The 25,353-nt window shown below is 39.5% G+C and carries 17 protein-coding genes and 1 pseudogene; 1 reads left to right on the top strand and 17 read right to left on the bottom strand.

The annotated features are described in order from the left end of the window. Positions 1–9: 9 nt before the first annotated feature. From IC621_RS19440 to IC621_RS19390, 11 genes are all read right to left on the bottom strand, one after another. Entirely contained in the window at positions 10–1,317 is a 1,308-nt protein-coding gene (locus IC621_RS19440) for a PTS sugar transporter subunit IIC (RefSeq protein ID WP_191160535.1), read from the bottom strand. 66 nt (positions 1,318–1,383) lie between these two features. Next, entirely contained in the window at positions 1,384–1,695 is a 312-nt protein-coding gene (locus IC621_RS19435) for a PTS sugar transporter subunit IIB (protein WP_191160533.1), read from the bottom strand. A 12-nt stretch (positions 1,696–1,707) separates the two neighbouring features. Next, the gene (locus tag IC621_RS19430) at positions 1,708–1,998 is read right to left on the bottom strand and encodes a PTS lactose/cellobiose transporter subunit IIA (RefSeq protein WP_224752661.1); all 291 of its coding nucleotides are present in this window, start codon (positions 1,996–1,998) and stop codon (positions 1,708–1,710) included. 176 nt (positions 1,999–2,174) lie between these two features. Beyond that, positions 2,175–4,091: a BglG family transcription antiterminator gene (locus tag IC621_RS19425; RefSeq protein ID WP_191160529.1), complete on the bottom strand. Its 1,917-nt coding sequence runs from the start codon at positions 4,089–4,091 to the stop codon at positions 2,175–2,177. A 1,332-nt stretch (positions 4,092–5,423) separates the two neighbouring features. Further along, the gene (locus IC621_RS19420) at positions 5,424–6,494 is read right to left on the bottom strand and encodes an IS4 family transposase (RefSeq protein WP_191160527.1); all 1,071 of its coding nucleotides are present in this window, start codon (positions 6,492–6,494) and stop codon (positions 5,424–5,426) included. A gap of 379 nt (positions 6,495–6,873) precedes the next feature. Beyond that, positions 6,874–8,259: a 23S rRNA (uracil(1939)-C(5))-methyltransferase RlmD gene (rlmD, locus tag IC621_RS19415; protein WP_224752657.1), complete on the bottom strand. Its 1,386-nt coding sequence runs from the start codon at positions 8,257–8,259 to the stop codon at positions 6,874–6,876. 113 nt (positions 8,260–8,372) lie between these two features. Next, positions 8,373–9,284: a diacylglycerol kinase gene (locus IC621_RS19410; RefSeq protein ID WP_191160525.1), complete on the bottom strand. Its 912-nt coding sequence runs from the start codon at positions 9,282–9,284 to the stop codon at positions 8,373–8,375. A gap of 432 nt (positions 9,285–9,716) precedes the next feature. Further along, entirely contained in the window at positions 9,717–11,147 is a 1,431-nt protein-coding gene (gene gatB / locus IC621_RS19405; protein ID WP_191160523.1) for an Asp-tRNA(Asn)/Glu-tRNA(Gln) amidotransferase subunit GatB, read from the bottom strand. Positions 11,148–11,160: 13 nt separating this feature from the next. Next, complete coding sequence (gene gatA / locus IC621_RS19400) at positions 11,161–12,618, bottom strand: Asp-tRNA(Asn)/Glu-tRNA(Gln) amidotransferase subunit GatA (RefSeq protein WP_191160521.1); 1,458 nt, start codon at positions 12,616–12,618, stop codon at positions 11,161–11,163. An 18-nt stretch (positions 12,619–12,636) separates the two neighbouring features. After that, positions 12,637–12,927 carry an Asp-tRNA(Asn)/Glu-tRNA(Gln) amidotransferase subunit GatC gene (gatC, locus tag IC621_RS19395; RefSeq protein WP_191160519.1) on the bottom strand — a complete coding sequence of 97 codons (291 nt, stop codon included), beginning with the start codon at positions 12,925–12,927 and terminating at the stop codon, positions 12,637–12,639. 93 nt (positions 12,928–13,020) lie between these two features. Further along, positions 13,021–13,383 carry a DUF488 domain-containing protein gene (locus IC621_RS19390; protein ID WP_191160517.1) on the bottom strand — a complete coding sequence of 121 codons (363 nt, stop codon included), beginning with the start codon at positions 13,381–13,383 and terminating at the stop codon, positions 13,021–13,023. Between the two features lie 341 nt (positions 13,384–13,724). Between IC621_RS19390 and putP the strand changes: the two genes are divergently transcribed. Further along, on the top strand, positions 13,725–15,215 hold the full coding sequence (gene putP, locus IC621_RS19385) for a sodium/proline symporter PutP (protein WP_191160515.1): 1,491 nt from the start codon (positions 13,725–13,727) through the stop codon (positions 15,213–15,215). Between the two features lie 48 nt (positions 15,216–15,263). On the opposite strand, the gene IC621_RS19380 is transcribed toward putP, so the two are convergent. From IC621_RS19380 to IC621_RS19355, 6 genes and pseudogenes are all read right to left on the bottom strand, one after another. Next, positions 15,264–16,244 (bottom strand): Gfo/Idh/MocA family protein, encoded by a 981-nt coding sequence (locus IC621_RS19380; protein ID WP_191160513.1) that lies wholly within the window; start codon positions 16,242–16,244, stop codon positions 15,264–15,266. A gap of 243 nt (positions 16,245–16,487) precedes the next feature. Then, positions 16,488–18,035 (bottom strand): annotated as a pseudogene (pruA, locus tag IC621_RS19375) (L-glutamate gamma-semialdehyde dehydrogenase). Between the two features lie 215 nt (positions 18,036–18,250). After that, positions 18,251–19,426, bottom strand: coding sequence for a CamS family sex pheromone protein (locus IC621_RS19370; protein ID WP_191160511.1), 1,176 nt, complete (start codon positions 19,424–19,426; stop codon positions 18,251–18,253). Between the two features lie 14 nt (positions 19,427–19,440). Then, positions 19,441–21,447 carry an NAD-dependent DNA ligase LigA gene (ligA, locus tag IC621_RS19365; protein WP_191160509.1) on the bottom strand — a complete coding sequence of 669 codons (2,007 nt, stop codon included), beginning with the start codon at positions 21,445–21,447 and terminating at the stop codon, positions 19,441–19,443. Positions 21,448–22,289: 842 nt separating this feature from the next. Further along, positions 22,290–24,509: a DNA helicase PcrA gene (gene pcrA, locus IC621_RS19360; RefSeq protein WP_191160507.1), complete on the bottom strand. Its 2,220-nt coding sequence runs from the start codon at positions 24,507–24,509 to the stop codon at positions 22,290–22,292. Positions 24,510–24,569: 60 nt separating this feature from the next. Beyond that, positions 24,570–25,256 carry a heptaprenylglyceryl phosphate synthase gene (locus IC621_RS19355; protein ID WP_191160505.1) on the bottom strand — a complete coding sequence of 229 codons (687 nt, stop codon included), beginning with the start codon at positions 25,254–25,256 and terminating at the stop codon, positions 24,570–24,572. Positions 25,257–25,353 lie beyond the last annotated feature (97 nt).

Raw genomic sequence — 25,353 nt, 5'->3', positions numbered from 1 at the left:
CAGAAATTATTAGTTAACCGTTCGTACACTAGCCTTATTATCATCTTCCGATTTAACATTTTCTTGTTGTATTGCTTGTTTTTCCGCAATTCTGAAAAATGGATACCATAATCCTACCCATATAACGATTAATGCAACTTGGAATAATGCAGTTTGCCAACTACCCGCCATTAGACCTTGTAATATTATTGGCATCCCAGCTGGTGCAGTTACTCCAGTTAAAGGTGGAATAATGCCCACCACTGTTGCAAGATATGCAAGAGTTAAAGAAATACAGTTATTAAAAATAAATGGAATTGCAAATAATGGATTAAAAACTAATGGTGTTCCAAATATAACCGGTTCCGTTATACCAAAAGCTGCTGGTACAATAGACAGTCTACCTAGTGTCTTATATCTTTTACTTCTAGCTATTATCATTAATATACACAGCCCTAAAGCTGAGCCTCCAAAAGTATAGACTGCAAAAAAGTTTAAACCAACTATATTTGGTAATTCTTGACCTGCAGAATACGCACTTAATTGTTGGGCATCCAAAGCCATCCATACAGGCATTACAACACTAAAAGTTACCATTGTTCCATGAATACCAAAGAACCATAATAATTGACCAATCAATGCAACAATTAATATGGCCCATATATTTCCGCCGAGTTGCTGTAATGGCGTTTGCAATAATCCATAAATAAATGCGTGTACACTTCCAAACGAAGTGTTTGCAAAGATTGCTGTAATAATTACAAAGAGTGCCACTATGATTGTTCCTGGGATAAGGCTAGCGAATGAGTTCTTAATAAACGGTGGAACAGATTCTGGCATTTTAATAGTCCAGCCTTTTTGTGTGATAAAAACAAACAACCTAGTTGATACGATTGAGACAATGATTGCTGTAAATATACCTGTTGCACCTAACCACTGCATCGGAATGATTGCCGATGCCATTCCTATATCGTCTATAATTGGTTCAACTGGGGTAATGATAAAGAAAGAGATCAGAGCCATAATTGCAGGTATGATACCTTTTACATCAAAGGTTTCTGCTAAACTGTTTGAAATACTAATCAAGAATATTACTGCTAAAAAATTGGTCGTAAAGGTAACTGGCAGTTGTAAAAAATGATCAATACCGTTTGAGATAATAAAATTTTGATAGGCTTCTATTGGCAATTGTTTTAAAATTGCAGCCAATGATCCGATGATAACTGCAGGTAGAGCCGCCATCATACCACCCATAATAGCCTTTAAATATCTATTTTCTGATAAGTTATTGGCTATTGGTTGAACTTTTTGTTGAAAAGCTTCCATATTTAATTTCATGTGTTTCCCCCCTATATATGTTAGTGTACTACCTCATAAACCAAAACAATTATTGGTTGATTTGCATCACTTATTTATTAATTCTAGTGCAAAATCAAGCACTTTCTTTCCATTCATGGTTCCATAATCTACCATATTAATAATATCGACGGGAATCCCTTCTGGACCACCAAATTCTTTAGTATAGCTTTCTTTCTTGTATGCGATTTGTGGACCCAAAAGTAATACATTAGCATCATCAATATATTTCTTGATATCGCCACCACCTGTAGCTTTGATTTTTATTTCTTCATCTTTCTCTTCTGCCGCCTGCTCCATTTTTCTAACAAGCATGCTTGTTGACATTCCTGCTGCACAAACTAATAAAATGTTTTTCATTCCTATCTCCTCCTACAAATGAATAGTTTTTTTAGTAAGATCAATGATTTCTATTGATAAGTCTCTCACTGTCATCGCGTTCATTAAGTGATCCTGTGCATGTACCATTAATAAAGAAATCTCTGTACCATCACCTCTTGCTTCCGCCTGAATTAAATCGGTTTGGATTCGATGAGCCTTGTTTATCTCCTCGCTAGATTCCTCTACTAACTTCTCAGCTTCTTCAAATTGGCCTTTTTTAGCTTCTGCTATCGCTCTCATCGCACAGCTTCTTCCATTACCACCATGAATGATGATACCCATAATTATCTCTTGATTTTCCAAGTTGTCACCTTCTTTTTGTTAATTTTTTTGCTTAACTAAACTATACAGAGAAAACGTTTTCATCAAAAGCCAACCTTTTTCCGTGTGTAAAGGAAAGAAATTGTCGATTTAAATAACAGTGAAAACATTCCAAAAATAAGAGAATGTAGCCATAACTACATCCTCTTGATCAGCTTTACAATTTCAGAGCGATCCGTTGCTGTGATAAGATGTTGAATGATTTCTCTATCATCGATAAACCGAAATAGTTTTTCATACATCGGCTCTAACTCCTTTTTATTCTCATCAGCAACATGCAGTAAACAAACAAATTGGACTTTATTTTTCCCCCAATCTATCGGCTTTTCCAATGTAGCAATCGTCCAGAAAGTCTCTGGAGATTTTGCCTCTAATGGATGTGGAATAGCTACTAAGTTACCATAGCTAGTCGAAGCAGCACGTTCTCGGTCCTTTACCGTTTCAATGATCCCCTCTCCAGTCATTCCTTTTTCTATTAATTGCTTCCCTAAAAATTCAATTACCTGATCGGGATTCTCACAGGCTAAGTGAAGAAAAATCAAGTCTTCTCTCATATATTTATCAATAACTGATTCTTTATAACCTCCAACAATTTGTTCGATTTTTGTCAGTTCACTTTCACCCAACAGGGTACTGATGACCACATTGGGGATAGTAATCGAATCTGGTAGTGGCACCGTACTAACAATAAAATCGATGTCCTCTTCCTTATATTTTGGGAGGTTATGTAATTCGGTTGTACCTAAGATGGTAAGTTTATTGCCAAATCTTGATCGCATCTTATACAATAATAATTGTGAACTGCCAAGACCTGTAGTACAAACAATCAGACACCGCTTTGGTTTGGTATTTAACTTTGCCCTCTCTATGGCAGCACCGAAATGTAGCGCAATATAACCTACTTCGTTTTCATTAATGACAATATTAAAGTCTTCCTCAATCACTTTCCCCGCTGAAATGGCAGCCTCAAAAGCAATCGGGTAATTGACCTTAATAGCCTCCAACATCGGATTTCGTAAATTCATGCCATGTTTAAAACGATGAATCGCGGGTTTTAAGTGGAGAGCAATGGCAGCAAATAATTCTTTATCATGAATGATTCCTAAGTTCATTTGGCTCTCTACTAATACAATTAATCGCTCAACTGTTTTTAGAATCATTCGATCGAAGCTATTTAACAAAACTGCTTGATTCTTATTTAATAGTAACCTAGTTCCTAACAAATGCATCGCGACGTATAAAATTTCTACACTTGGAAAACTGATGTCTAACGTTTCCTCAATGCTTCTTATAATCTTCTTTGCAACTTCATATTCCCTCTTCGTTTTAATGTCTTCCTCTATAGCATTTAGACTTTCTACATATTGCTCAATCTTTACTCTTTTATAAGCAATGGCAATATGTACAACTAAATTTTGCAAGGCAATATCAGATATATTGAGTTCAAATGATCTTAGCTGTTTTAATGCCGTATCACGAATTAAATCCAGCTTATCTTCCGGTAATAGCCAAGACCCCTGTTCCATGTTGTCCACAACCATAACTGTATGACGAAACAGTAATTCTGAAATAGCAAAACGTATATTCCTCTCTGAACCTGAAAGAATTAAACCATACTTAGGTCGTTGGAAAAGGTCAAGATTATATTGCTTTAAGATAACTTTGACATCTTTTAAATCATTTTTTAAGGTAGATCTACTTACATACAATTCGTCTGCTAAATCTTCTACTTTTAGATACTCAGGGCTCAACAGAAACTTCTTCACTAAACACTGTACCCGGTCTTCCGGTTCCACTGGAATATTATCGTCTATTTCAATAATGTTATAGATAAATTGCTTAAATGCCTCTTCATCTATAACATCCAGCTGGTACCCCTGGTTCCTAACAGAAACAATCTTTGCCCCAGCTTCATTTAACTGTTGATCTATAACTTTTAAATCATTTCGAATGGTACGAGAGGTTACTTGTATTAAAGAAGCTAATTGATCACCCTTAATTGGTTTATTAGTAGCAATCAGTTCTTTTAATATATGTTGTTGTCTAGCATTCATAAGTCCCTTCCTCTCGACTTTGTTTCTGTGTTTAATTGTAAAGCGTTTTCATTTTGTTTTGGGTATAGAAAATTTCCTTTAGTTAGGAAATATGTTAACAATGTAGTCAATCAATTTGAAATACATACTCCCCTTTAATTTTTCTACACATTTATTATAACAGTAAAGATTAACTGGAAATGTTTACCATTATTTGCTGCACAGTAATTGTCTATGTAATACAAGAGTTACTCCACAGCCTGTCCCTTTTGGCTGATCTTATTGAAAATCAATCAAATTCTTAACATTTTTGATTATCAAAACTTAGTTTTATACCTTTTTACCAGAAAAATTTTAGTTATAAACAGTCTTTCATACTTCGCCATACACAGGTACATTTCAATAGCTGTAATCAAAGACCGACTAAAACCAACATTTTAAGTAGATTAGCCATTGCTGAGTTGAATTCAACCTTAAGTAGCAATAAGAATAAACCATGGAGTAGATCGTAGATCAGTGGGTGATTATTATTAATATTGCCTCACCTCTTAACGTAAGCAAAAAGAAAAAGGCTTCCCAAAAGTTTAATCAACTAATGAGAAACCTCTTTTCTATTCCTGATGTTAGCATTTTGTTAGCAAATCGTAGAGAAACCCTTATATATCAAGGGTTTGAGCGGTTCTCATATAATGCCGACCATTAAATAATTTCTTCACTTCCTTAAAAACTTCAAGCATTAGTCAAATTTTTCAAAACTTAACTAAGTTGGTCCATGAAAATATACTGCATCATAGGGTTTTAGCAGGAATTATCTCCATGGATAAAATTTATTTAAAGTTTCATTTCTTTCTTTTAAATAATTTTCAACCCATTCAACTGCAATAGTTACGATCTGCCTGCATCCATGTATCACCTTGACCTTCCTTTTTGTAACCATATAGCAGGGAATCTGTTAATTGCACATATTTTAGCTTCATCTATATGTCCAGCTGGCTCAGATTTTTCTATTTATTCAGATCCATAATTAAAAACACCTTTTTATTTTAGATACTATTAATTATTCCCTTTCCAATCCGTATATGCAGTATTTGACTGAGGATCTGGGTGACAGTATTAATTACTTCTTCGAAAGAGGGTTCTTCATACGAATACTACACATTTGGTTTTAAACTACTCTGTTTAATCTATTAGGTAAGCAAATATTACACTGCTTTTTCTATAAAGCTTCTATAAATTTTTCAGCACCTTCTAGAGCATTAAACATATGTGCTTTCTAATCAGCAATTCAAAACAAGAAAAGATTGCTCCCATCTAGAACATTTAGCTAGGGGATATCAATCTTTAATAACTTACTCAACTTTCGCAGACCAAATTAGGCAGGTAAGCCCTGATATAACTAGGTAAACCTGCAACCCATTGTGATAGTTGATTATTAAGTAATTGTTGTGTTTGTTTATTCGTTTTCTTTAATACATCTTGAAGAAGCTCGATTAATTGCTGCAATGCAACAGCCCAATCAAGTTCATTCACTTCGTCACAAAGGTCATAAAATAATCCACCTAGTGTACGTTCATCTGTGTGGCGTAGCCCTTTCTTTCCTTGAAGTGGCGTCGCAGATCGATAGAGTTGTTTTAAGGAAAGCCTTTGTCCATTTACGTTGTAGCGCTGCTTGGCATTCTTCACCATCCCAATCACATCAAGCCCTTGTTCGACAATTGCTTGAATCAGAGGTTGTTGAGTAAACCAGGTATCCATCAACACGTAAGAAGCTTCAATCCCATTGGATAACGCTCGATCAATCATCGCTGGAATTTGGTTAGGTGCAGACTGGAGTGCTTCAGTACTACGTTTATAACCAGAACATCGCTTTTCAATTTTTTCGTTCATCCCATTAATGGTAGACGTTTTTGAGCTTAGCAAAGAGAAATCAATCGGCATGAAGGTATGACCGTCTGACCAGCCTAATATAAACATTCGAAATCCTTTATAAAATCGCATCTTCAAAGAAGCGTGATCAAAACAACGGGCAAGTAATTCAACATTTTTACTACGATTACGGTCAAACGTAGAGTCGTCAATAATGAGCACTTTTGGACGGTTCTTTGATGTAAGTATACTGACTTTTTGAATGGTAGCTTCGCTAAAGTGCAAAAGGAATTTTCTCCAAGCAAACTTGGAGTGATATAAAAAACGATAGACGGTATCTTTGCCTGGATAACAATCATTCTTCTTAGAAATAAAAAGGTTAAACCAATTTTTTTGATGAAAAATCAGACAGAAAACTAGTTGAAACAAATAGGTACATGAAAACCCAAAGCTTTTTCGAATCCCCGCTTGACGCAGGTGTTTCGATACTTGTAATTCAGTGAATACAGAAGAAAGTTCATTTGGTAGTTGCTCATTTGAGTATTGTTCCTTTATCATAGAGAAGGCACCTCTTCTTTGTGGTAATGGTTTCTAGTCAATTCTACTATAACAAAGAATCAGGTGCTTTTTCTTGTTTAAAGGCAATAGTCAAGAAGTAAAGTTGATCGTTCTTGAAGCTTTGATAGACCTAAAACAAGACCGATTTTCAATGTGCGAAAGTTGAATAACTTATATCTATTGTGTAGAGCTTGCTGGTCAATTTTTTTAGAAATTCTATATCCACTATGTTTTGCAAGTAATCTAAAGACGCTTATTTACCGAACATAATTAAAAACCACAGTAAAATGAAAAGAATGTTATTTTCAATAATAAGTACTAAAAATTCCAACAAAATTAACTACGATATATCGTTGCTAATAAAAAGCAGCAGGAATCCCTATTTGGGGCCTGCTGCTTCTTTTAAAACTATCTGCGAGACGCACTCCACATGCGCAGTATGCGGAAACATATCAACAGGCTGAACTTCCATCGTCTTAAACCCGCCACGCTCAAGAACTTCCAAATCCCGAGCAAGCGTCGCAGGATTACAAGAAACATAAACCACCCGCTGCGGCTTCATCTCTAGTATCGTCTCCAATAGCGCCTCATCGCAGCCCTTTCGAGGTGGATCGACCACAATGACATCAGGCTTAATTCCTTGCTTTCTCCACTCAGGAATAACCACTTCTGCTTCTCCAACTGCGAATTCTGCATTCTCAATCCCATTGAGTAAAGCATTTCTCTTTGCGTCTTCAATTGCTTCCGGAACAATTTCCACTCCATATACTTTTTTCGCCTTTTGCGCCAGGAAAAGGGTGATGGTGCCGATGCCGCAGTAAGCGTCGATGACGTTTTCTTTTCCTGTCAGCTGGGCGTATTCCAGGGCTTTGTCATAGAGGGCTTTTGTTTGTTCTGGGTTGACTTGATAGAAGGAACGGGCCGAGATGGCGAATTTGATGTCGCCGATATAGTCGTAGATGTATTCTTCTCCCCAAAGGACATTTGTTTCATCGCCGAAGATGACATTTGTGCGTTTTGGGTTGATGTTTTGAACGATTGATTTTACGTTTGGGTAAATAGAAATGATCTCGTCTATGATTGCTTTTTTATGAGGAAAATCGTTTGTTTTTGTGACGAATACGATCATGATTTCCTTTGAGACGACGCCGTAGCGGACCATGATGTGACGGAGCCAGCCTTTGTGTTTTTGTTCGTTGTAGGCGCGGATTCCATGGCTGCTGCAAATATTTTTAACTGCTTGGACGATTTCGTCATTTGCTGCTTGCTGGATTAGGCATTTTTCCATGTCAATGATTTCGTGGCTTCGCTGTTGATAGAAGCCTGCGACGAGTCCGCCTTCTCTTTCACCGACTGGAACTTGGGCTTTGTTCCGGTAGTTCCACGGATCTTTCATTCCTAATGTCGGATGGACAGTTACCTCATCCATGTTCAGTTTGCCAATTCTTGAAAGCACTTCCTTCACTTGCTTTCGCTTAAACGCAAGCTGTCCTTCATAGCTGAAATGCTGAAGCTGGCAGCCGCCGCATTGTTTGTATATTGGGCAAGGAGCATTTGTCCGGTGCTCACTTTCCTCTGTTAATTCAATCAATCTTCCAAAAGCAAAGCCTTTTTTTGTTTTTGTAATCTTTATTTTGCCTTTTTCACCGGGCAAAGCATTGGGTACAAAGATCGGGAAGCCTTCCACCTTTGCTACTCCGGCTCCATCATGTGTGAGGTCCTCAAACGCCACATGATAATATTCATTTTTCTGTACAGGTATCATTTGTATGTCACCTCATTTAAATGGGCCTGTTGTGTGCTCATCTTCTTTTACAAATGCTTTTTTTATAAAAGAAAGCAGCATACAACACAAAAACTTGGCTGCAAAAGCCAAGTTTACTGATTCATTTTTTCTGCTTTTTCTTTGGATGTGATGAATTCAATATGACGGTATAAGTTTTCGAATTCGGCTGGGACAAGTCCCCCGTATTCGCCGTCAAGGTTTAGCTGCATTTTTGCTTGAGAGTTTATCTTCACTCGATTCGCTTTTGTATAGATAATATGTTCATCATTAATATGCTCGCCGCGCATCGCCATGCTGGCTACCTTTATAAATTCGGCAATGTTTGCCTTCTTTAAGATAAGCAGATCGAACATGCCGTCATTTAAGCTGGAGTCTGGTGCAAGCTTTTCAAAGCCGCCGACTGAGTTCGTCAGTGACACTAGAAACATCATAATTTCACCTTGAAAAAGCTTACCATCATATTCAATTTCGACCTCTGTCGGACGAATGGATGGAAGCATTTCGATTCCTTTTAAATAGTATGCAAGCTGACCCATCACAGTTTTCAGCTTACTCGGCACTTCATATGTTAACTCGGTTAACCTTCCGCCGCCGGCAATGTTTACAAAATATTGATCGTTCACTCGACCGATATCTATCGCACGGGCTTCGCCTTCCAATATCGTATCAACTGCCCGGAGCACATCTTCGCGCGGGATGCCAATAGCTCGTGCAAAGTCGTTCGTTGTCCCGACTGGCACAACGGCTACCTTTGGCCTGTACTCCATCTCAGCAATTCCATTTACCACTTCATTTATTGTGCCATCGCCGCCTGCTGCGATAATAAGGTCATACTGACGCTCACATGCAAGCTTAGCCGCCTTTATCGCGTCTCCCTCACATGTTGTTGCATGGCAGGAGGTTTCATATCCGGCTACTTCAAATTTGGCTAATACTTCAGGTAAGTGTCTTCTAAATAACTCCCGCCCTGAAGTAGGATTATAGATAATTCTCGCTTTTTTCATTTCCCCATCATCCTAAAAGTATAGAATGTAATCCAATCTTTCTGACCAAGGATTAATTATACTACTCCTATAAAAATTCGCAAGTACGACTAGCTTTCAATAACATGCCCGAAAAAGCTAAGAAACAAACGTCAAGTCCAGCATATTGTAAAAAGTCTATTGAAACAAGCCGATTTGAATCAAACAAACGTTTAATTAATAAACTCTTTTTTAAAGTTTGTTTAAGAGATTGTTACTTTTTTATTTATTTGACATTTACAAAAAGGCAAACGGTGCACCCCTGATTGCTTCAAACTCACATCAGACCTCTACTTCAAGCTACACCAGAATTCTAGGTCTAAGAAGCTGCGTATTGCAACCAAATTTAGAGATAGCATCCATAATAAAGCCAAAGGCACCTTGAAAACGTTTCTTCCAGGTGCCTTTACACTATTATCGTTTGTTAATTTCTTCAAGCAATAGCTTATTAACCATTGGAGGATTTGCCTGGCCTTTACTTGCTTTCATTATCTGGCCTACTAAAAACCCGATTGCCCGGTCTTTTCCGTTTTTAAAGTCTTCGACGGATTGCGGGTTGGCATCCAGCGCTTCGTTCACCATTTTGCGTAATGTGCCTTCATCAGAGATTTGAACTAGCCCTTTGTCTTTGACAATTTGTTCTGGATCTCCGCCTTTTTCAATCAGTTCCTTGAAGACCTTTTTCGCAATTTTGGAAGAAATGGTTCCTTTTTCAATTAAGGCGATTAATCCAGCTAACCCATCTGGTGTAAGAGCGGCATCACTTAATTCTTTTTGCTCTGCATTCAGGTAAGCAGATACTTCTCCCATCAACCAGTTAGATGCTTGCTTGGCATCGCCGCCTGCTTTGACCGTTTCTTCGAAGAAATCAGACATTTCTTTTGTCAGTGTTAAAACTTTGGCATCATAAGCAGGTAAACCGAGCTCTTCAACATAGCGTTTTTTACGTTGATCCGGCAGCTCTGGTATGGTGGAGCGCACGCGCTCTTTCCATTCATCATCAATGTAAAGGGAGAGCAGATCAGGCTCTGGGAAGTAACGATAATCGTCTGACCCTTCTTTGACACGCATCAAGATCGTTTTCCCTGTTGACTCGTCAAAACGGCGAGTTTCCTGTTCAATAATGCCGCCTGATAAAAGGACTTTTTCCTGACGTACTTCTTCATGTTCAAGCCCTTTGCGAACAAAGTTAAAGGAATTCAAGTTCTTTAATTCCGTTTTTGTTCCGAATTTTTCTTGTCCGATCGGGCGCAAGGAAATGTTTGCATCACAACGGAGAGAGCCTTCTTCCATCTTACAGTCTGAAACGCCAGTGTATTGAATAATTGATTTTAATTTTTCTAAGTAGGCATACGCTTCCTCCGGAGTGCGGATATCAGGCTCAGAAACAATCTCTACGAGCGGTGTTCCTTGGCGGTTAAAATCAACTAGTGAGTATCCTTCACCTGTATGATTCAGCTTGCCTGCATCCTCTTCCAAATGAAGACGCGTAATACCGATTTTTTTCTTTTTGCCGTCCACTTCAATTTCAATCCAGCCATGTTCTCCGATCGGCTTGTCAAATTGAGAAATTTGGTAGGCTTTCGGATTATCCGGATAAAAATAGTTTTTACGGTCAAATTTGGTGTCTGTTGCAATTTCACAGTTTAAAGCCATCGCTGCTTTCATCGCAAAATCAACAGCTTCTTTGTTTAATACTGGCAGAACACCTGGGTAGCCAAGATCGATGACACTTGTATTTGAGTTAGGCTCTGCCCCGAAATGGTTCGGTGACGCAGAGAAAATTTTTGAGTTTGTTTTTAATTCCACATGGACCTCAAGTCCAATAACCGTTTCAAAGTTCATTTGTTCTCACCCCTTACAATTCAGGTTTTGCTTTATGATGATCGGTTGCTTGCTCAAACGCATGGGCGACACGATAAATGGTGCTTTCATCAAAGTGCTTTCCGATAATTTGCAATCCTAATGGCAATCCGTTTGAAAGTCCGCATGGGATAGAGATTCCCGGGACACCTGCAAGGTTTACTGGGATTGTTAAAATATCATTGGCATACATAGTTAATGGGTCATCTGTTTTTTCTCCAATTTTAAAAGCTGGAGTTGGAGTTGTCGGTCCAATGATGACATCATATTTTTCAAAAACATCTTCAAAGTCTTTTTTAATAAGCGTCCGTACCTTTTGAGCTTTTTTATAGTAAGCATCATAGTATCCGGAGCTTAGCGCAAATGTTCCAAGCATAATCCGGCGCTTAACTTCGTTTCCAAAGCCTTCTGAACGGGTTTGCTTGTACAAATCAATTAGGTTCTCCGCATTGTCTGTCCGGTAGCCGTAACGGATGCCGTCAAAGCGGGATAGGTTGGCTGAAGCTTCTGAAGATGATAATAAATAGTATGTAGCAAGAGCATACTTAGAGTGCGGGAGGGAAACTTCTTCCCAAGTGGCGCCAAGGCCTTCCAGCACCTTTAAGGCTGCAAGCACAGACTGCTTTGATTCTTCACTGACGCCCTCTCCTAAGTATTCTTTAGGAACAGCGATTTTTAAGCCTTTTACATCACCTGTAAGGGCAGATAAGAAATCAGGCACCTCGACATTAGCGGATGTAGAGTCGTTTTCGTCTACCCCTGCGATTGTTTGCAGGAGGTAAGCATTGTCTTCAACATTTCGTGTAATCGGGCCGATTTGATCTAAAGAGGATGCAAAAGCAACAAGGCCGAAACGGGATACACGTCCATAAGTAGGTTTTAAACCGACTACTCCACAAAATGCTGCAGGCTGACGAATGGACCCGCCCGTATCAGAACCTAATGAAAATGGTACCTCTCCAGCTGCTACCGTAGCTGCTGATCCACCGCTTGATCCACCAGGGACTGTCTCAAGGTTCCAAGGGTTTTTCGTTAATTGGAATCCTGAATTTTCAGTAGAAGAGCCCATTGCAAACTCATCCATATTGAGCTTGCCGATAGTCACAGCTTCTGCTTCATTCAGGCGCTGAGCAACGGTTGCATGATAGATTGGATCAAAATTTTCAAGGATTTTACTTGAACATGTTGTTCTTAAGTCCTTCGTAACAATGTTGTCCTTCACTCCGATCGGCATACCAAATAATAAGCCGTACTCGCTCCGATTCCCGATTGCATCATCTAGTTGCTTTGCATAGTCACGAGCTTTGTCTTCGTTTAATGTTAAGAATGCTTGGACTTTTCCGTCCACTTCATTAATACGTTTATAAGACTCGTCCACTAAATCGGTAACAGTGATTTCTTTTTTATGTAAGAGCTCTTTTAATTCTGATATTTTATGGTCAAATAATGACATGGATGTAAGTTCCCCTCCTTATTCAAGAATGGATGGTACTCGGATATAGCCATCTTTATGGTCAGGAGCGTTTTTCACAACATCCTCGACCGGTAAGCCTTTAGCCGGTACATCTTCTCTCAAAACGTTTTTCATATCAAGTACGTGAGATGTTGGCTCAACATTCTCAGTATCAAGTTCATTTAATTGTTCAGCAAATGTTATGATCGCGTCTAATTGCTGTGTAAACATTTCTGCTTCTTCTTCGGTAATTGCTAATCGGGCCAAGTGGGCCACGTGTTTTACTTGATCAATCGAAATGCGGGACATTTCTTGTTCACCTCCACGAAGTCGTACAATCACAATACTCTGATGATACCAAAGTTTAGGGCAGTAAAGCAACTTATATAGGAGACGATGGCTTTAATGTAAGCCATTTTCAATGATTTTTTTAAGAACGACCGCATGATTATGCTTTTCATCTTTTGCTCCGTATAGAATGGTGACCTTTTCTTTTTTCGCTAAAGCGGTTAGCTGCTTTAGCTTATCTGCTTTAGTGGAATCATTTTCAATTTCTTCTTTGTATTTTTCTGTAAACCTTTCAAAACGGTCTGGCTCGTGGTTAAACCATTTTCTTAGTTCACCTGTGGGAGCAATCTCTTTCATCCACTCATCTAAATCGGCTTTTTCCTTTGATATCCCTCTTGGCCATACACGGTCAACAAGAATTCTTTTTCCATCATGACTGCTGGGGTCCTCGTATATTCGTTTTAGATGGATGTGCATTTTCATCTGCTCCTTTTAAAATAGTACTTTCTATTTTCCCTTTTATACGGAAATGGCAAACAAAAGATCATTTTTTCATTCATCAACTAATAGTGAAAAGTGCCTTTTTTCCCAGATTTTAATTGTCAGAATAGTTTTACTTTAATTATATTGTGTAATCGCTTTCATATTAATAGGTATACTACATAGTGAAGGATTCTCTTCTTACCAAAACAGGTTTATTTCCTTGAACAATCGGGAATAGTTTGTTAGGTTAAGAAACCATAAGCGTCTAGACGAAGCACGTCATTTGTTGGTTTGTCAATAGATGACACTAAAATGTCAAAAGAAGGAGAGATAAAGTGAGTGTCGGAGTAATTGTGTCTTTAGGAATTTATTTTGTCGGTATGCTTCTTATTGGTCTGTATGCCTACAAGAAATCTACCGATGATATTGAGGGCTATATGTTAGGGGGACGCGGACTTGGCCCTGCCGTAACAGCATTATCAGCAGGAGCATCTGATATGAGCGGCTGGATGTTAATGGGATTGCCAGGTGCTATGTATACAACTGGTTTATCAAGTATGTGGTTAGCTATTGGGCTGTCTCTAGGAGCTTATGTGAACTATTTAGTTGTAGCGCCTCGTTTGCGGACATACACCGAAGTTGCGAATGACTCCATTACAATTCCTGATTATTTTGAAAATCGATTTAATGATAAGTCACGAATTTTACGAATGGTTTCTGCAATTGTTATTATTATTTTCTTTACGCTTTATACCTCTTCAGGTGCAGTTTCAGGCGGTATTTTATTTGAATCTGCTTTTGGAATGGATTATCGAATCGGCTTGTTTTTAACAGCAGGGGTTGTTGTTGCTTACACATTATTTGGCGGTTTCTTAGCGGTAAGTTTAACAGACTTTGTTCAAGGTGTTATTATGTTTTTAGCCCTTATTTTAGTGCCTATTGTTGCCTTCTCAGACTTAGGCGGGGTACAGCCTACATTTGATGTCATTCGAGAAGTAGATCCTGCATTGCTTGATATTTTTAGAGGAACGACGATTATTGGAATTCTTTCGTTTTTCGCTTGGGGACTAGGATACTTTGGTCAGCCTCATATTATAGTCCGTTTTATGGCAATTAACTCTGTAAAAGAATTGAAGCCTGCCCGCCGAATCGGCATGACCTGGATGGTTATTTCTGTTTTTGGTGCTATGCTTGTTGGTTTAACAGGGATTGCCTATGTGAACGAAACAGGAGCTACACTTGCAGACCCGGAAACAGTATTTATTATGTTTTCAAATGTATTGTTCCATCCACTTATTTCAGGCTTCTTGTTAGCAGCGATTTTAGCAGCGATTATGAGTACAATCTCCTCTCAGCTGCTGGTCACATCTAGTGCATTAACAGAGGACTTTTACAAAACTTTTGTAAAGCGAAACGCTAGTAACAAAGAGCTTGTATTAGTTGGCCGTTTAGCTGTATTACTTGTAGCAGTTGTTGCTGTTCTCTTATCGTTGACTCCAAATGATACGATCTTAGGATTAGTCGGCTACGCATGGGCAGGATTTGGTTCTGCATTCGGTCCAGCTATCCTGTTAAGCCTGTATTGGAAACGAATGACCCGCTGGGGTGCACTTGCAGGTATGATCGTCGGTGCAATCGTAGTCATCCTTTGGATCAGCATCCCTTTCTTTAAGCAAGTAACAGGAGATATGTATGAAATGATTCCTGGCTTCTCCTTAAGTTTACTTGCCATCGTTGTTGTAAGTTTAATTACAAGCAGACCATCTAAACACGTAAAAGAGAACTTTAAAGAAATGGAAGAAGTATTGGAAGAAGAATTAAAATAAATGAAAAGCAAAAGCCATGGGGAAAGCGATCTCCATGGCTTTTGCTAATTATAATCCAATTTGTTGTTTTTCATGATGGGACAGGTAGGCGGCTTCATTTACAGTCGTCAAAAGGATAATATCTTCCTTTGTAATCGATGGTTTTTTACCTGAAACAATTTCTTCTGCCCATTGATTCATTGGGGTGAGCAGAGGGGCTGGAAGGCTTGAAATCATTTTCTTTGTTTGGTTTTTTCTCAGCTCTATTGCTTCATCTTTTATATAAAGACATCCTTTAGTACCATATAGCTCTAAAAGAAAGGGACTGTCTTCTGATGTAAATGATGTTTCGAGATTTGCGAGAACCCCATTTTCATATTCGACAATGATTGTTGCTGAATCCTCAACTTCCTTTTGATAGGTGTAATGAAAATGAGCTTGTACTGTTATTGGTTTTCCTAAAAGCCGGTTACATAAATAAATCGGGTGTGCACCCAAATCAATTAGGGCCCCTCCGCCGCATGCTTCTTTATTATAAAAGTGGGCTGGCAGCCACCCCTCAGGAAAAGCTTCAGATGGAACAGCTCCATTGTGTGCTACTCGGCACCTGGCCATTGTCAGTTCCCCAAGCAGCCCTTCATCCACTGCCTTTTGTGCGTATAAGTAATAAGGAGAGCTAAGACGCGGGAGTGAGACCATTAGGGACACTCCATTTTTTTCTACCTCTTCATAGATGTTTGTGCATTCATCACCGGTGAAAGCTAGTATCTTTTCAGTAAAGATGTGTTTCTTATTTTTTGCAGCTTGTACAATGATATCCGTATGTAGGTTGGTCGGTGTAGAAACAACAACAGCTTGAATGGTTGAGTCATTAAAAATGCTAGTAAGGTCGTCAACAAAAGGAACACCAAGCTCCTCTCCCCATCTGACGCCTCTTTCGTTTTCCTCATCCCAGACACACTTTATTTCAAAATAAGGATTATTTTTCACTTCTTCCGCATACTCATCGGCATGGACATGCCACCTACTTAATAAAGCTACTCCTAACATACACTATACACCTCCATTTTTGAAAAGTTCTAAAACGGTTAGTTTTATTTAAAAAGCAAACGATATTTACGTGAGAAAATCCTATCTCTGCCTGATGATAAGTATTTTGTGCGTGAGACACGGCACAAATATAAAAGCCCTTCTACTTTTTTTAAGCAAGGTTAAGATAATGGGAAGCAACCTTTGACCGGAATACAATAATCCCTATTAAAAACCTCCCTAGAAACTAGGGAGATTTAGCAGTTAAAGCATTTCAGAAGTTGTTTGTGCTTGGAGGTGAAGGAGCAGGTAGTCAGGACCGCCCGCTTTGGAATCTGTACCAGACATGTTGAATCCGCCGAATGGCTGATATCCGACAATTGCTCCTGTACAGCCCCGATTAAAGTAAAGGTTTCCGACATGGAAATCCTCTCGAGCCTTCTCAATGTGTGCACGGTTATTAGAGATGACAGCACCAGTTAAACCATAATCTGTATTGTTTGCAAATTCTATTGCTTCATTAAAATCTTTAGCTTTTGAAAATCCGACAACTGGTCCGAAAATTTCATCCTGCATTAAACGGGCTGTCGGGGCAAGATCAGCAACAACAGTAGGCTGGATAAAGAATCCTTTTGAATTACTTCCTTCTCCTCCTGCTACAACTTTACCTTCCTCATTTCCAAGGTGTATATAGCTCATAATCTAGTCAAATGCGGATTGATCGATGACAGGTCCCATAAAAGTAGATGGTTTTTCAGGGTTTCCTTCAGAAATTTCTTTAGTTAGTTCAACTACGCGGTTCAACACTTGGTCATAAACTTCTTCTAACACGATCGCACGGGAGCATGCAGAACATTTTTGACCTGAAAATCCGAATGCTGATGCAACAATCGATTGTGCTGCTAATTCAAGATCAGCTTCTTTATCTACAACAATCGTATCTTTTCCGCCCATTTCAGCAATAACACGCTTTAACCATTTCTGGCCTGGATGCACCTTGGATGCTCTTTCATAAATGCGCGTCCCGACATCACGTGAACCGGTGAAGGATACGAAGCGTGTACGTGGATGATCCACTAAATAATCCCCGACTTCAGCACCGCTTCCAGGAATAAAGTTAAGAACACCTTTCGGTAATCCGGCCTTCTCCATTACTTCTACAAATTTAGCAGCAACAACAGGTGTTGTGGAAGCAGGCTTTAAAAGAACCGTATTGCCAGTAACAATAGCGGCAACTGTTGTACCAGCCATAATCGCAAATGGGAAGTTCCACGGTGAAATAACAACACCTACACCTAATGGAATATATCCATAGCGATTGTATTCGCCTGGACGGCTTTCAACAGAAACTCCGTCTTTAAGCTTCAGCATTTGACGAGCATAAAACTCCATAAAATCGATTGCCTCTGCTGTATCTGCATCTGCCTCTTTCCACGGCTTACCAGCTTCTTTCGTTAATAATGCAGAAAATTCATGCTTGCGTCTGCGCACGATCGCAGCTGCCCGGAACAAAATATCTGCACGAACTTCAGGTTTTACTTTTCTCCAATGGTTAAATGTCTCATCAGCAGTCTTCATCGCTTTTTCAGCTAATTCTTGATCAGCCTTCGATACCCGGCCAATGATCTCTTTTTTATTGGCAGGATTAATAGACACTATTTTGTCATCTGTTGTGACACGTTCTCCGCCAATTATCAAAGGATAATCAAGACCAAGATATGAATTTACTAATTTTAAACTCTCTTCATACGCCTTCTTATTAGATTCGACCGAAAAATCAGTAAATGGTTCATGCTTGTATGGAATCACTATCATCTACCTCCCCTTTTACGATTTTAATAGATAGAAAAAATTGTAAGTTGTCCTATCAAACCAAGTCTGTTAAGGGGTTAGTTCTCCTCAGTCCCCTTCTCTTCTTTCATTCTACCTGAAAATTGCTAAAACTTTCAAATATAAAGAGAAACGGGGGTATCAGGTACCAATGGTACCTGGTACCCCCGTTATTTGGGACACCTTCTTCATGTATATTATTCAAATATATGGACGGTTGGTTTTTCTTGATTTGGTTTTCGGACGATAAGTGCTTCTGGTCCGCCTGTTGAATGTATATCTACTTCAATGTTTAAATAATCAGGGAAGAATTCCATGATTTTTCCCGTAACAAATTGTGTAAAGGCGATTACTTCTGTTTTTCCGTAAAATTGCATTGGGATTTCAATCTTCAACTCTTGGAGTTCTCCATCTTTATAAAAGCCTTTGCCTATTACTCCTGTATAATTAGGGAAAAATTCATCAATTTCATTCTTGAAACGGTCAAATGTACTTGCGTCATCACGGTAAGCTTTAGTAGCCTCAGGTGATGGGAAGAAGTGGTGTTCCTCATTTAGGTTTTTCCAGTCTCCAATGTTTGTTTGGCCAGGCTTTACTTCTGCTTTAGTTAAAAAGTTACCTGGTACGATGGAGGACTTTGGTGCCTGCTTATACATCGCAATGACAATCGGAATATTTTCCATTCCCTTTTTTGCACGGACTCTTTTTACAACTTCTGCAGCGATTTTTTCTCCCTCAGCTCTTATCTCACTATCAGAAATAGGCCGCTGACGCGGATATCCATCCTCTTGATTGTAATAATAAACAGAATTGAGTGCCAATCCAAGCACAACACCACCGAATTCCACCGTTTCTTCGTTCTTTCTTTTAAAATAATTATGTTCGAGAATATGAGCTAAGTAAATTGGACTTTCCTCACTTTGTGCTTTAGCCGTTTCGGCATTGCTAGTCGGAGGGTTTAGGCCTAGGTTTTTAAATTCCTTATCCTTTTCTTTAGCCTCTTCAAGTGCTGCTCCTTCCTTTTTGCGGCTTAGCCAGCTTCGGATTGTCTCAGCATCCAATACCTGACCTTCTTTAAAACCATACTCCTCGGTTGAAAAAGTATCCTGTGCAATTCTCATTAAGCCTGTTTCAAATTCATCAATGTCCAGGCGTGTATTAAGGTTATCTGCTACCAATCCGCGTGCCTGTCCTGCTTCAAATGGAAGAACCATTTTATAATACTGATCGGAAATGTTGTATTTCGGAATTATCGCTTTTTTCTTTGTATCCGAATCAGTCTCTTGAACAAGCTCCTCTTCTTCCCCAAAATTCGGAGCGCATGCGCTTAAAAGCAGCATGACAGCCACCGATAATACAAGCATTTTTTTCAACTTTTAACACTCCTCTATTTCTTCAATTCTTCCAGGAGTCTTGCTTCATCCCAGACCTCTATATTTAAATCTTGGGCCTTTGTCAACTTGCTTCCTGCCGCTTCTCCTGCAATCACTAAATCTGTTTTTTTGCTGACACTTCCAGTCACATTGCCGCCCAATCGTTCAATTTCAGCTTTTGCATCATCTCTTGAAAGCTGCTCAAGCTTACCAGTTAAAACGATAATTTTTCCTGCAAAATAAGAATCGCTTTCCTCGGCTTTAACTGCTTTAGCTCCATTGTAGGACATCGATACTCCCAGTGTCTTTAGCTCATCAAGAAGGCTTTGAACCTCAGGTTTTTCAAAGTAAGTTACAATCGAATCAGCCATTTTTTCTCCAATTTCATTAATCGCTATAATCTCATCAAATTCGGCATTTTGCAATCGTTCCATCGTCTCAAAATGCTGAGCAAGGGTCTTTGCAGCCTTAGCTCCTACATGACGGATCCCAAGCCCGAACAAAAGACGCTCCAAGGAGTTCTCCTTTGATTTGTCAATTGCGTTTAATAGGTTTTCTGTTGACTTCTCACCCATTCGCTCAAGGGCGATAACCTGCTCTTTTGTCAATTTATAAAGATCCCCAACATTATGTATGAGCTTCTCTTGAAAAAGCTGAGCAATCACACGTTCACCTAAACCATCAATATTCATTGCATTTCGGGAAACAAAATGAATCAGCCCTTCCCTGATTTGAGCTGGACATTCTGGATTAATACAACGAAGCGCTACTTCTCCTTCAATTCGCACAAGCTCACTTTCACATTCAGGACAGTTAATCGGCATTTGGAATTCTTGTTCATCGCCAGTACGATGTTCCTCAAGGACATTGACAACCTCGGGGATAATGTCGCCCGCTTTTTTTATGACAACATAATCGCCAAGTTTTATGTCCTTTTCACGAATTAAATCTTCATTATGGAGTGAAGCTCGCTGGACAGTCGTACCAGCTACTCTTACAGGCTCTAAAAGGGCTGTCGGCGTGATAACACCTGTCCTGCCGACATTAAGTTCAATTGCCAAGAGCTTCGTCATTACTTCTTCGGCTGGAAACTTATAAGCAATTGCCCAGCGAGGACTCTTTGCCGTATAGCCCAGCTTTTCCTGCTGCTCAAGATAATCTACTTTGACGACTAAGCCATCAATTTCATAAGGAAGCTGACCTCGCTGCTCTTGGAAGCTTTGAATGAAATCGATCACTTCATCAATGGACTGGCATTGTTTGCGTTCTTTGTTCGATTTAAATCCGAGTTCATCTAATAAATCAAGACCTTGACTTTGTTTGATGACACCTGTTTCACCAAGGTCTGCAATACTATAGACGTAAATATCCAGATTTCGTTTCGCTGCAATTTTCGGATCAAGCTGCCGAAGTGAGCCTGCCGCTGCATTGCGCGGGTTTGCAAAAGGTTCTTCTTCCTTTTCAATTTTTGCTTGATTTAATTTTTCAAAGGACCTTTTAGGCATAAAAGCCTCTCCGCGAACTTCAATAGAAAGGCTTTTCTTAAGGCGCAAAGGAATAGACCGGATCGTTTTAAGGTTCTCTGTAATATCTTCTCCTGTTGTACCGTCTCCTCTTGTCGCTCCTTGGACAAACGTACCGTTTTCATAACGCAATGAAACAGCAAGTCCATCGATTTTCAATTCAACCATATATTGAACATCATCGCCGACCCCTTGACGGACTCTTCGATCAAAATCTCTTAAATCCTGTTCATTAAAAGCATTTCCCAAGCTGAGCATCGGCGTTTTATGCTGAACTTTTTCAAATGCCTCTAATATTTCGCCCCCAACACGCTGTGTAGGCGAATCAGGAGATTTAAACTCAGGGTACTCAGCTTCCAGCTCATAAAGCTCTTTCATAAGCCGGTCATATTCAGAATCAGGAACACTCGGTTTGTCAAGCACATGATATTCATAGTTGTATTGATTCAATAATTCATGCAGTTCATTCACACGTTCCTGAGCTATTTGTTTGTCCATCAAACGACAGTCCTTTCTTCTTACGATAAAGTGAAACTTAGCAGCAGTGGGGTTTTCCACTGCTGGTTAGTTGAGGCCTGCAGGTCACACAGGCGTTGCCACTGAAGGTGGCGCTTTTAGGCTGTGTTCCTTTTTCCGGACTCTTACGGGCAGTGCTTTTTCCTTACTGCCCGTTAGATGTGGGATAAAGTGAAACTTAGCAGCAGGGGGGTTTTCACTGCTGGTTAGCCCTTGGCCCACAGAATGTAGGTCACACAGGCGTTGCCCTGAAGGTGGCGTGCTCTTAGGCTGTGGTCCTTTTTCCGGACTCTTACGGGCAGTTTCTTTTCCTTACTGCCCGTTAGATGTGGGATAAGTGAAACTTGGCAGCAGTGGGGGTTTTCCACTGCTGGTTAGTTGAACCAATCGGACTCTTACGGGCAGTGCTTTTTCCTTACTGCCCGTTAGATGTGGGATAAGTGAAACTTAGCAGCAGTGGGGTTTTCACTGCTGGTTAGCCCTTGGCCCACAGAATGTAGGTCACACAGGCGTTGCCCTGAAGGTGGCGTGCTCTTAGGCTGTGGTCCTTTTTCCGGACTCTTACGGGCAGTTTCTTTTCCTTACTGCCCGTTAGATGTGGGATAAAGTGAAACTTAGCAGCAGTGGGGTTTTCCACTGCTGGTTAGCCCGAGGCCTGCAGAATGCAGGTCACACAGGCGTTGCCACGGGAAGCAGCGCTCTTAGGCAGTAATCCTTTTTTCGAACTTTTTCCTAACTGCCCTGTTGAAATTGGGTAACAGCAGATGTATTTTTTCCTCTGCTATTTATTTTGCCTGAACCTACAGAACTTCTAATTACAAGTTTTATCCTTTTTGTATTGGCGCAAACTTAGCCAACAAACGTTTGATTCCAACTGGTGAAGGAAAGGCAATATCAAGCTCCGTTCCTTCTCCATCTCCTTTGACACTGACAACAGTACCCGTTCCCCATTTTTTATGAATTGCTTTATTGCCGACTGCCCATTGCAAGTCATCTCCGCCTGTTGTGTTCGGGACAGGCCTGGAAACAGGGGCTCTGCGTTCCTGTTTTCGCAGATTACTTCCAAATGGAGTATTCATACGATTTTGCTGTTCATGGACCGGCTCCACCAATTCCTCTGGAATTTCTCTAATAAAACGAGACTCAGGATTCATACTTGTTCTTCCGTAAAGTGTACGCATTTGGGCATTTGTTAAAAATAACTCTTGTTCTGCACGGGTAATTCCAACATAAGCCAATCTGCGTTCTTCTTCCATCTCTGCTTCTTCCATTAATGAACGGCTGTGAGGAAAAACTCCTTCTTCCAATCCAATAAGGAAAACCACAGGAAATTCAAGGCCTTTAGCAGAATGCAAAGTCATCAGAACTACTGAATCCTTAGGGGCCTCTTCCTCTTCTTCATCCAGTTTATCAATATCAGCAACTAATGCTAAATCTGTCAGAAAAGCAACAAGACTTTTATCTTCACTTTTTTCCTCAAAATTTTTTGTTACTGATAAAAACTCATCTATATTTTCGAGTCTGCTTTGTGATTCGATGGTTTTCTCAGTTTTTAACATATCACGGTAGCCGGTTTTTTCTAAAATCTCTTCCGTCAATTCAGTAACAGACAAATATTCTTGCATATTGGAGAGATTCCGGATTATTTCACGGAATTCTGATAGCGAATTATTTACCCTTGCACTTACCCCGACCTGTTCAATCTCTTCGATTGCTTGGAATAATGAAATATCATTAATTGCTGCAAAATGGGCAATTTTGTCCTCAGAAGACGCACCAACTCCCCGCTTTGGCACATTGACAATCCGGGAAAGGCTTATATCATCAGCAGGATTTGCTACTAATCGCAAATAAGCGAGGATATCTTTAATTTCTTTACGATCGTAGAACTTTATCCCGCCCACAATGCTGTAATTAATGTTCGATTTAAGAAGAGTTTCCTCTATTACACGTGATTGGGCATTTGTTCTGTAAAGGATCGCAATTTCAGAAAATTTTCTTGCGCCGCTGTCTGTGAGTTCTTTTATTTTTCCTGCCACAAATTGAGTTTCCGAAGATTCGCTGTCTGCTCGATAATACATTAGCTTTGGACCGTCTGTATTTTCCGTCCAAAGTTTTTTGGGCTTCCGATTTGCATTATTTTTAATGACTTCATTCGCCGCTTCAAGAATTCTTTTTGTCGAACGGTAATTTTGTTCCAATAAAATTACTTGAGCATTTGGATAATCCTTTTCAAATGAAAGGATGTTGGCAATATCGGCCCCTCGCCAACGATAGATTGATTGATCAGAATCACCAACAACACAAATATTTTTAAAACGGGAAGCAAGCATTTTTACCAGCATATATTGCGCCCGGTTTGTATCCTGATACTCATCAACATGAATGTATTGAAACTTTCGCTGATAGTATTCCAAAACCTCTGGTACCCGCTCAAACAAAAGAATCGTAGTCATAATTAAATCATCAAAATCCAGAGACTGATTTTTTCTTAATTTCTTCTGGTAGTCCTTGTACACATCTGAAACAACCTGCTCATACATCCCGCCTGCCGTTTTTTCATATTCGTCAGGAGTTACGAGCTCATTTTTTGCCCCGCTGATTGAACCTAACAGTGTGCGGGGATCGAATTTTTTCGGGTCAATGTTCCGTTCTTTAAGGATGGATTTGATGACAGAAAGCTGATCAGCTGAATCTAAAATAGAGAAATTACGATTGATTCCTATCCGGTCAACATCTCTCCTTAGAATTCGAACACACATCGAGTGGAAGGTTGAAATCCAAATATCCTCCGCAACAGGGCCGACAATCCCCTGTATTCTCTCTTTCATTTCACGAGCAGCTTTATTAGTAAATGTGATCGCAAGAATGTTCCATGGAGCTACCTGTTTCTCCGCCATTAAATAGGCAATTCGATGAGTCAGCACACGGGTTTTTCCACTTCCCGCTCCTGCCATAATTAAAAGTGGACCGTCAGTTGCTTTGACGGCCTCCTGCTGCCTGTCATTCAAACCTGTTAATAATGTATTTGATAGAAATTGCAAGTCCGTCACCACCTAATCAAACATATGTTCCATTTTACTAAAAATTCCTTTTAAAAACAATTACGATTTCACAGCTTGTACCGTTTTTATAGCCGAATCTATATTATCGTATATAACATTTCCAACGACAACTACATCTGCAAATTGAGCCATTTCTTTAGCCTGCTCAGGAGTAGTAATCCCCCCTCCATAAAACAATGTAGTTTTATTTAGGACAGATTGAACCTCTTTTACAATCTGCTGATCACCATATTCCCCGCTAAATTCCAAATAAAAAATTGGGAGGTTAAATAAATTTTCTGCCGTCCGCGCATAGGCCTTAATGTCTTCCAAATCCAATTTTGTTTGAGCATCCGTTAATTTCGCAGCCTTGCATTCCTCATTAAGAATACAATACCCTTCAACAAGAAGCTCGTCCCAGTTCATTAAATCTCCATATTCTTTTACCGCCTCTTTATGAAGCTCTACAATCCATTTTGGATTTTTGCTATTTAGTACAGTAGGGATAAAATATAAATCAAAACCTGGGATAATAGATTCGATCGTTGAAACCTCAAGTACACACGGTACTAGAAATCGTCTAATTTTTGACATAATATTAAGTACTTTGTCGGAGGTGATATTGTCGCTTCCCCCCACTATAACAGCATCTGTTCCAGATTCACAAATCGCCTCCAGATGCCTATCTGATATATCTTTATCAGGATCGAGTTTGAAGACATGCTTCCACTCGGTAACATCATACATGCTAGGGTCCTCCATTCTTTTTACCATTTCATTATTATATCAAAAGTAACTGCTTGGAAAAATGGTGGAGGATATATTCCCATTTTATCAAGGATTA

Origin of the sequence: Metabacillus arenae (assembly GCF_014773385.1) — a bacterium.
GTDB lineage: Bacteria > Bacillota > Bacilli > Bacillales > Bacillaceae > Metabacillus_D > Metabacillus_D arenae.
The sequence above is the reverse complement of the archived record's forward strand: the minus strand, read 5'-3'. Positions and strand labels throughout refer to the sequence as shown.

Coding starts and splice junctions, on each gene's coding strand:
- IC621_RS19435 (WP_191160533.1), bottom strand. CDS start 1,695: ATGAAAAACATTTTATTAGTTTGTGCAGCAGGAATGTCAACAAGCATG.
- gatA (WP_191160521.1), bottom strand. CDS start 12,618: ATGTCATTATTTGACCATAAAATATCAGAATTAAAAGAGCTCTTACAT.
- ligA (WP_191160509.1), bottom strand. CDS start 21,447: ATGGACAAACAAATAGCTCAGGAACGTGTGAATGAACTGCATGAATTA.
- IC621_RS19420 (WP_191160527.1), bottom strand. CDS start 6,494: ATGATAAAGGAACAATACTCAAATGAGCAACTACCAAATGAACTTTCT.
- gatB (WP_191160523.1), bottom strand. CDS start 11,147: ATGAACTTTGAAACGGTTATTGGACTTGAGGTCCATGTGGAATTAAAA.
- IC621_RS19425 (WP_191160529.1), bottom strand. CDS start 4,091: ATGAATGCTAGACAACAACATATATTAAAAGAACTGATTGCTACTAAT.
- IC621_RS19380 (WP_191160513.1), bottom strand. CDS start 16,244: ATGTTAGGAGTAGCTTTATTAAGTAGGTGGCATGTCCATGCCGATGAG.
- IC621_RS19390 (WP_191160517.1), bottom strand. CDS start 13,383: ATGCACATCCATCTAAAACGAATATACGAGGACCCCAGCAGTCATGAT.
- IC621_RS19410 (WP_191160525.1), bottom strand. CDS start 9,284: ATGAAAAAAGCGAGAATTATCTATAATCCTACTTCAGGGCGGGAGTTA.
- IC621_RS19355 (WP_191160505.1), bottom strand. CDS start 25,256: ATGTATGATGTTACCGAGTGGAAGCATGTCTTCAAACTCGATCCTGAT.
- gatC (WP_191160519.1), bottom strand. CDS start 12,927: ATGTCCCGCATTTCGATTGATCAAGTAAAACACGTGGCCCACTTGGCC.
- IC621_RS19430 (WP_224752661.1), bottom strand. CDS start 1,998: ATGGGTATCATCATTCATGGTGGTAATGGAAGAAGCTGTGCGATGAGA.
- IC621_RS19440 (WP_191160535.1), bottom strand. CDS start 1,317: ATGAAATTAAATATGGAAGCTTTTCAACAAAAAGTTCAACCAATAGCC.
- rlmD (WP_224752657.1), bottom strand. CDS start 8,259: ATGATACCTGTACAGAAAAATGAATATTATCATGTGGCGTTTGAGGAC.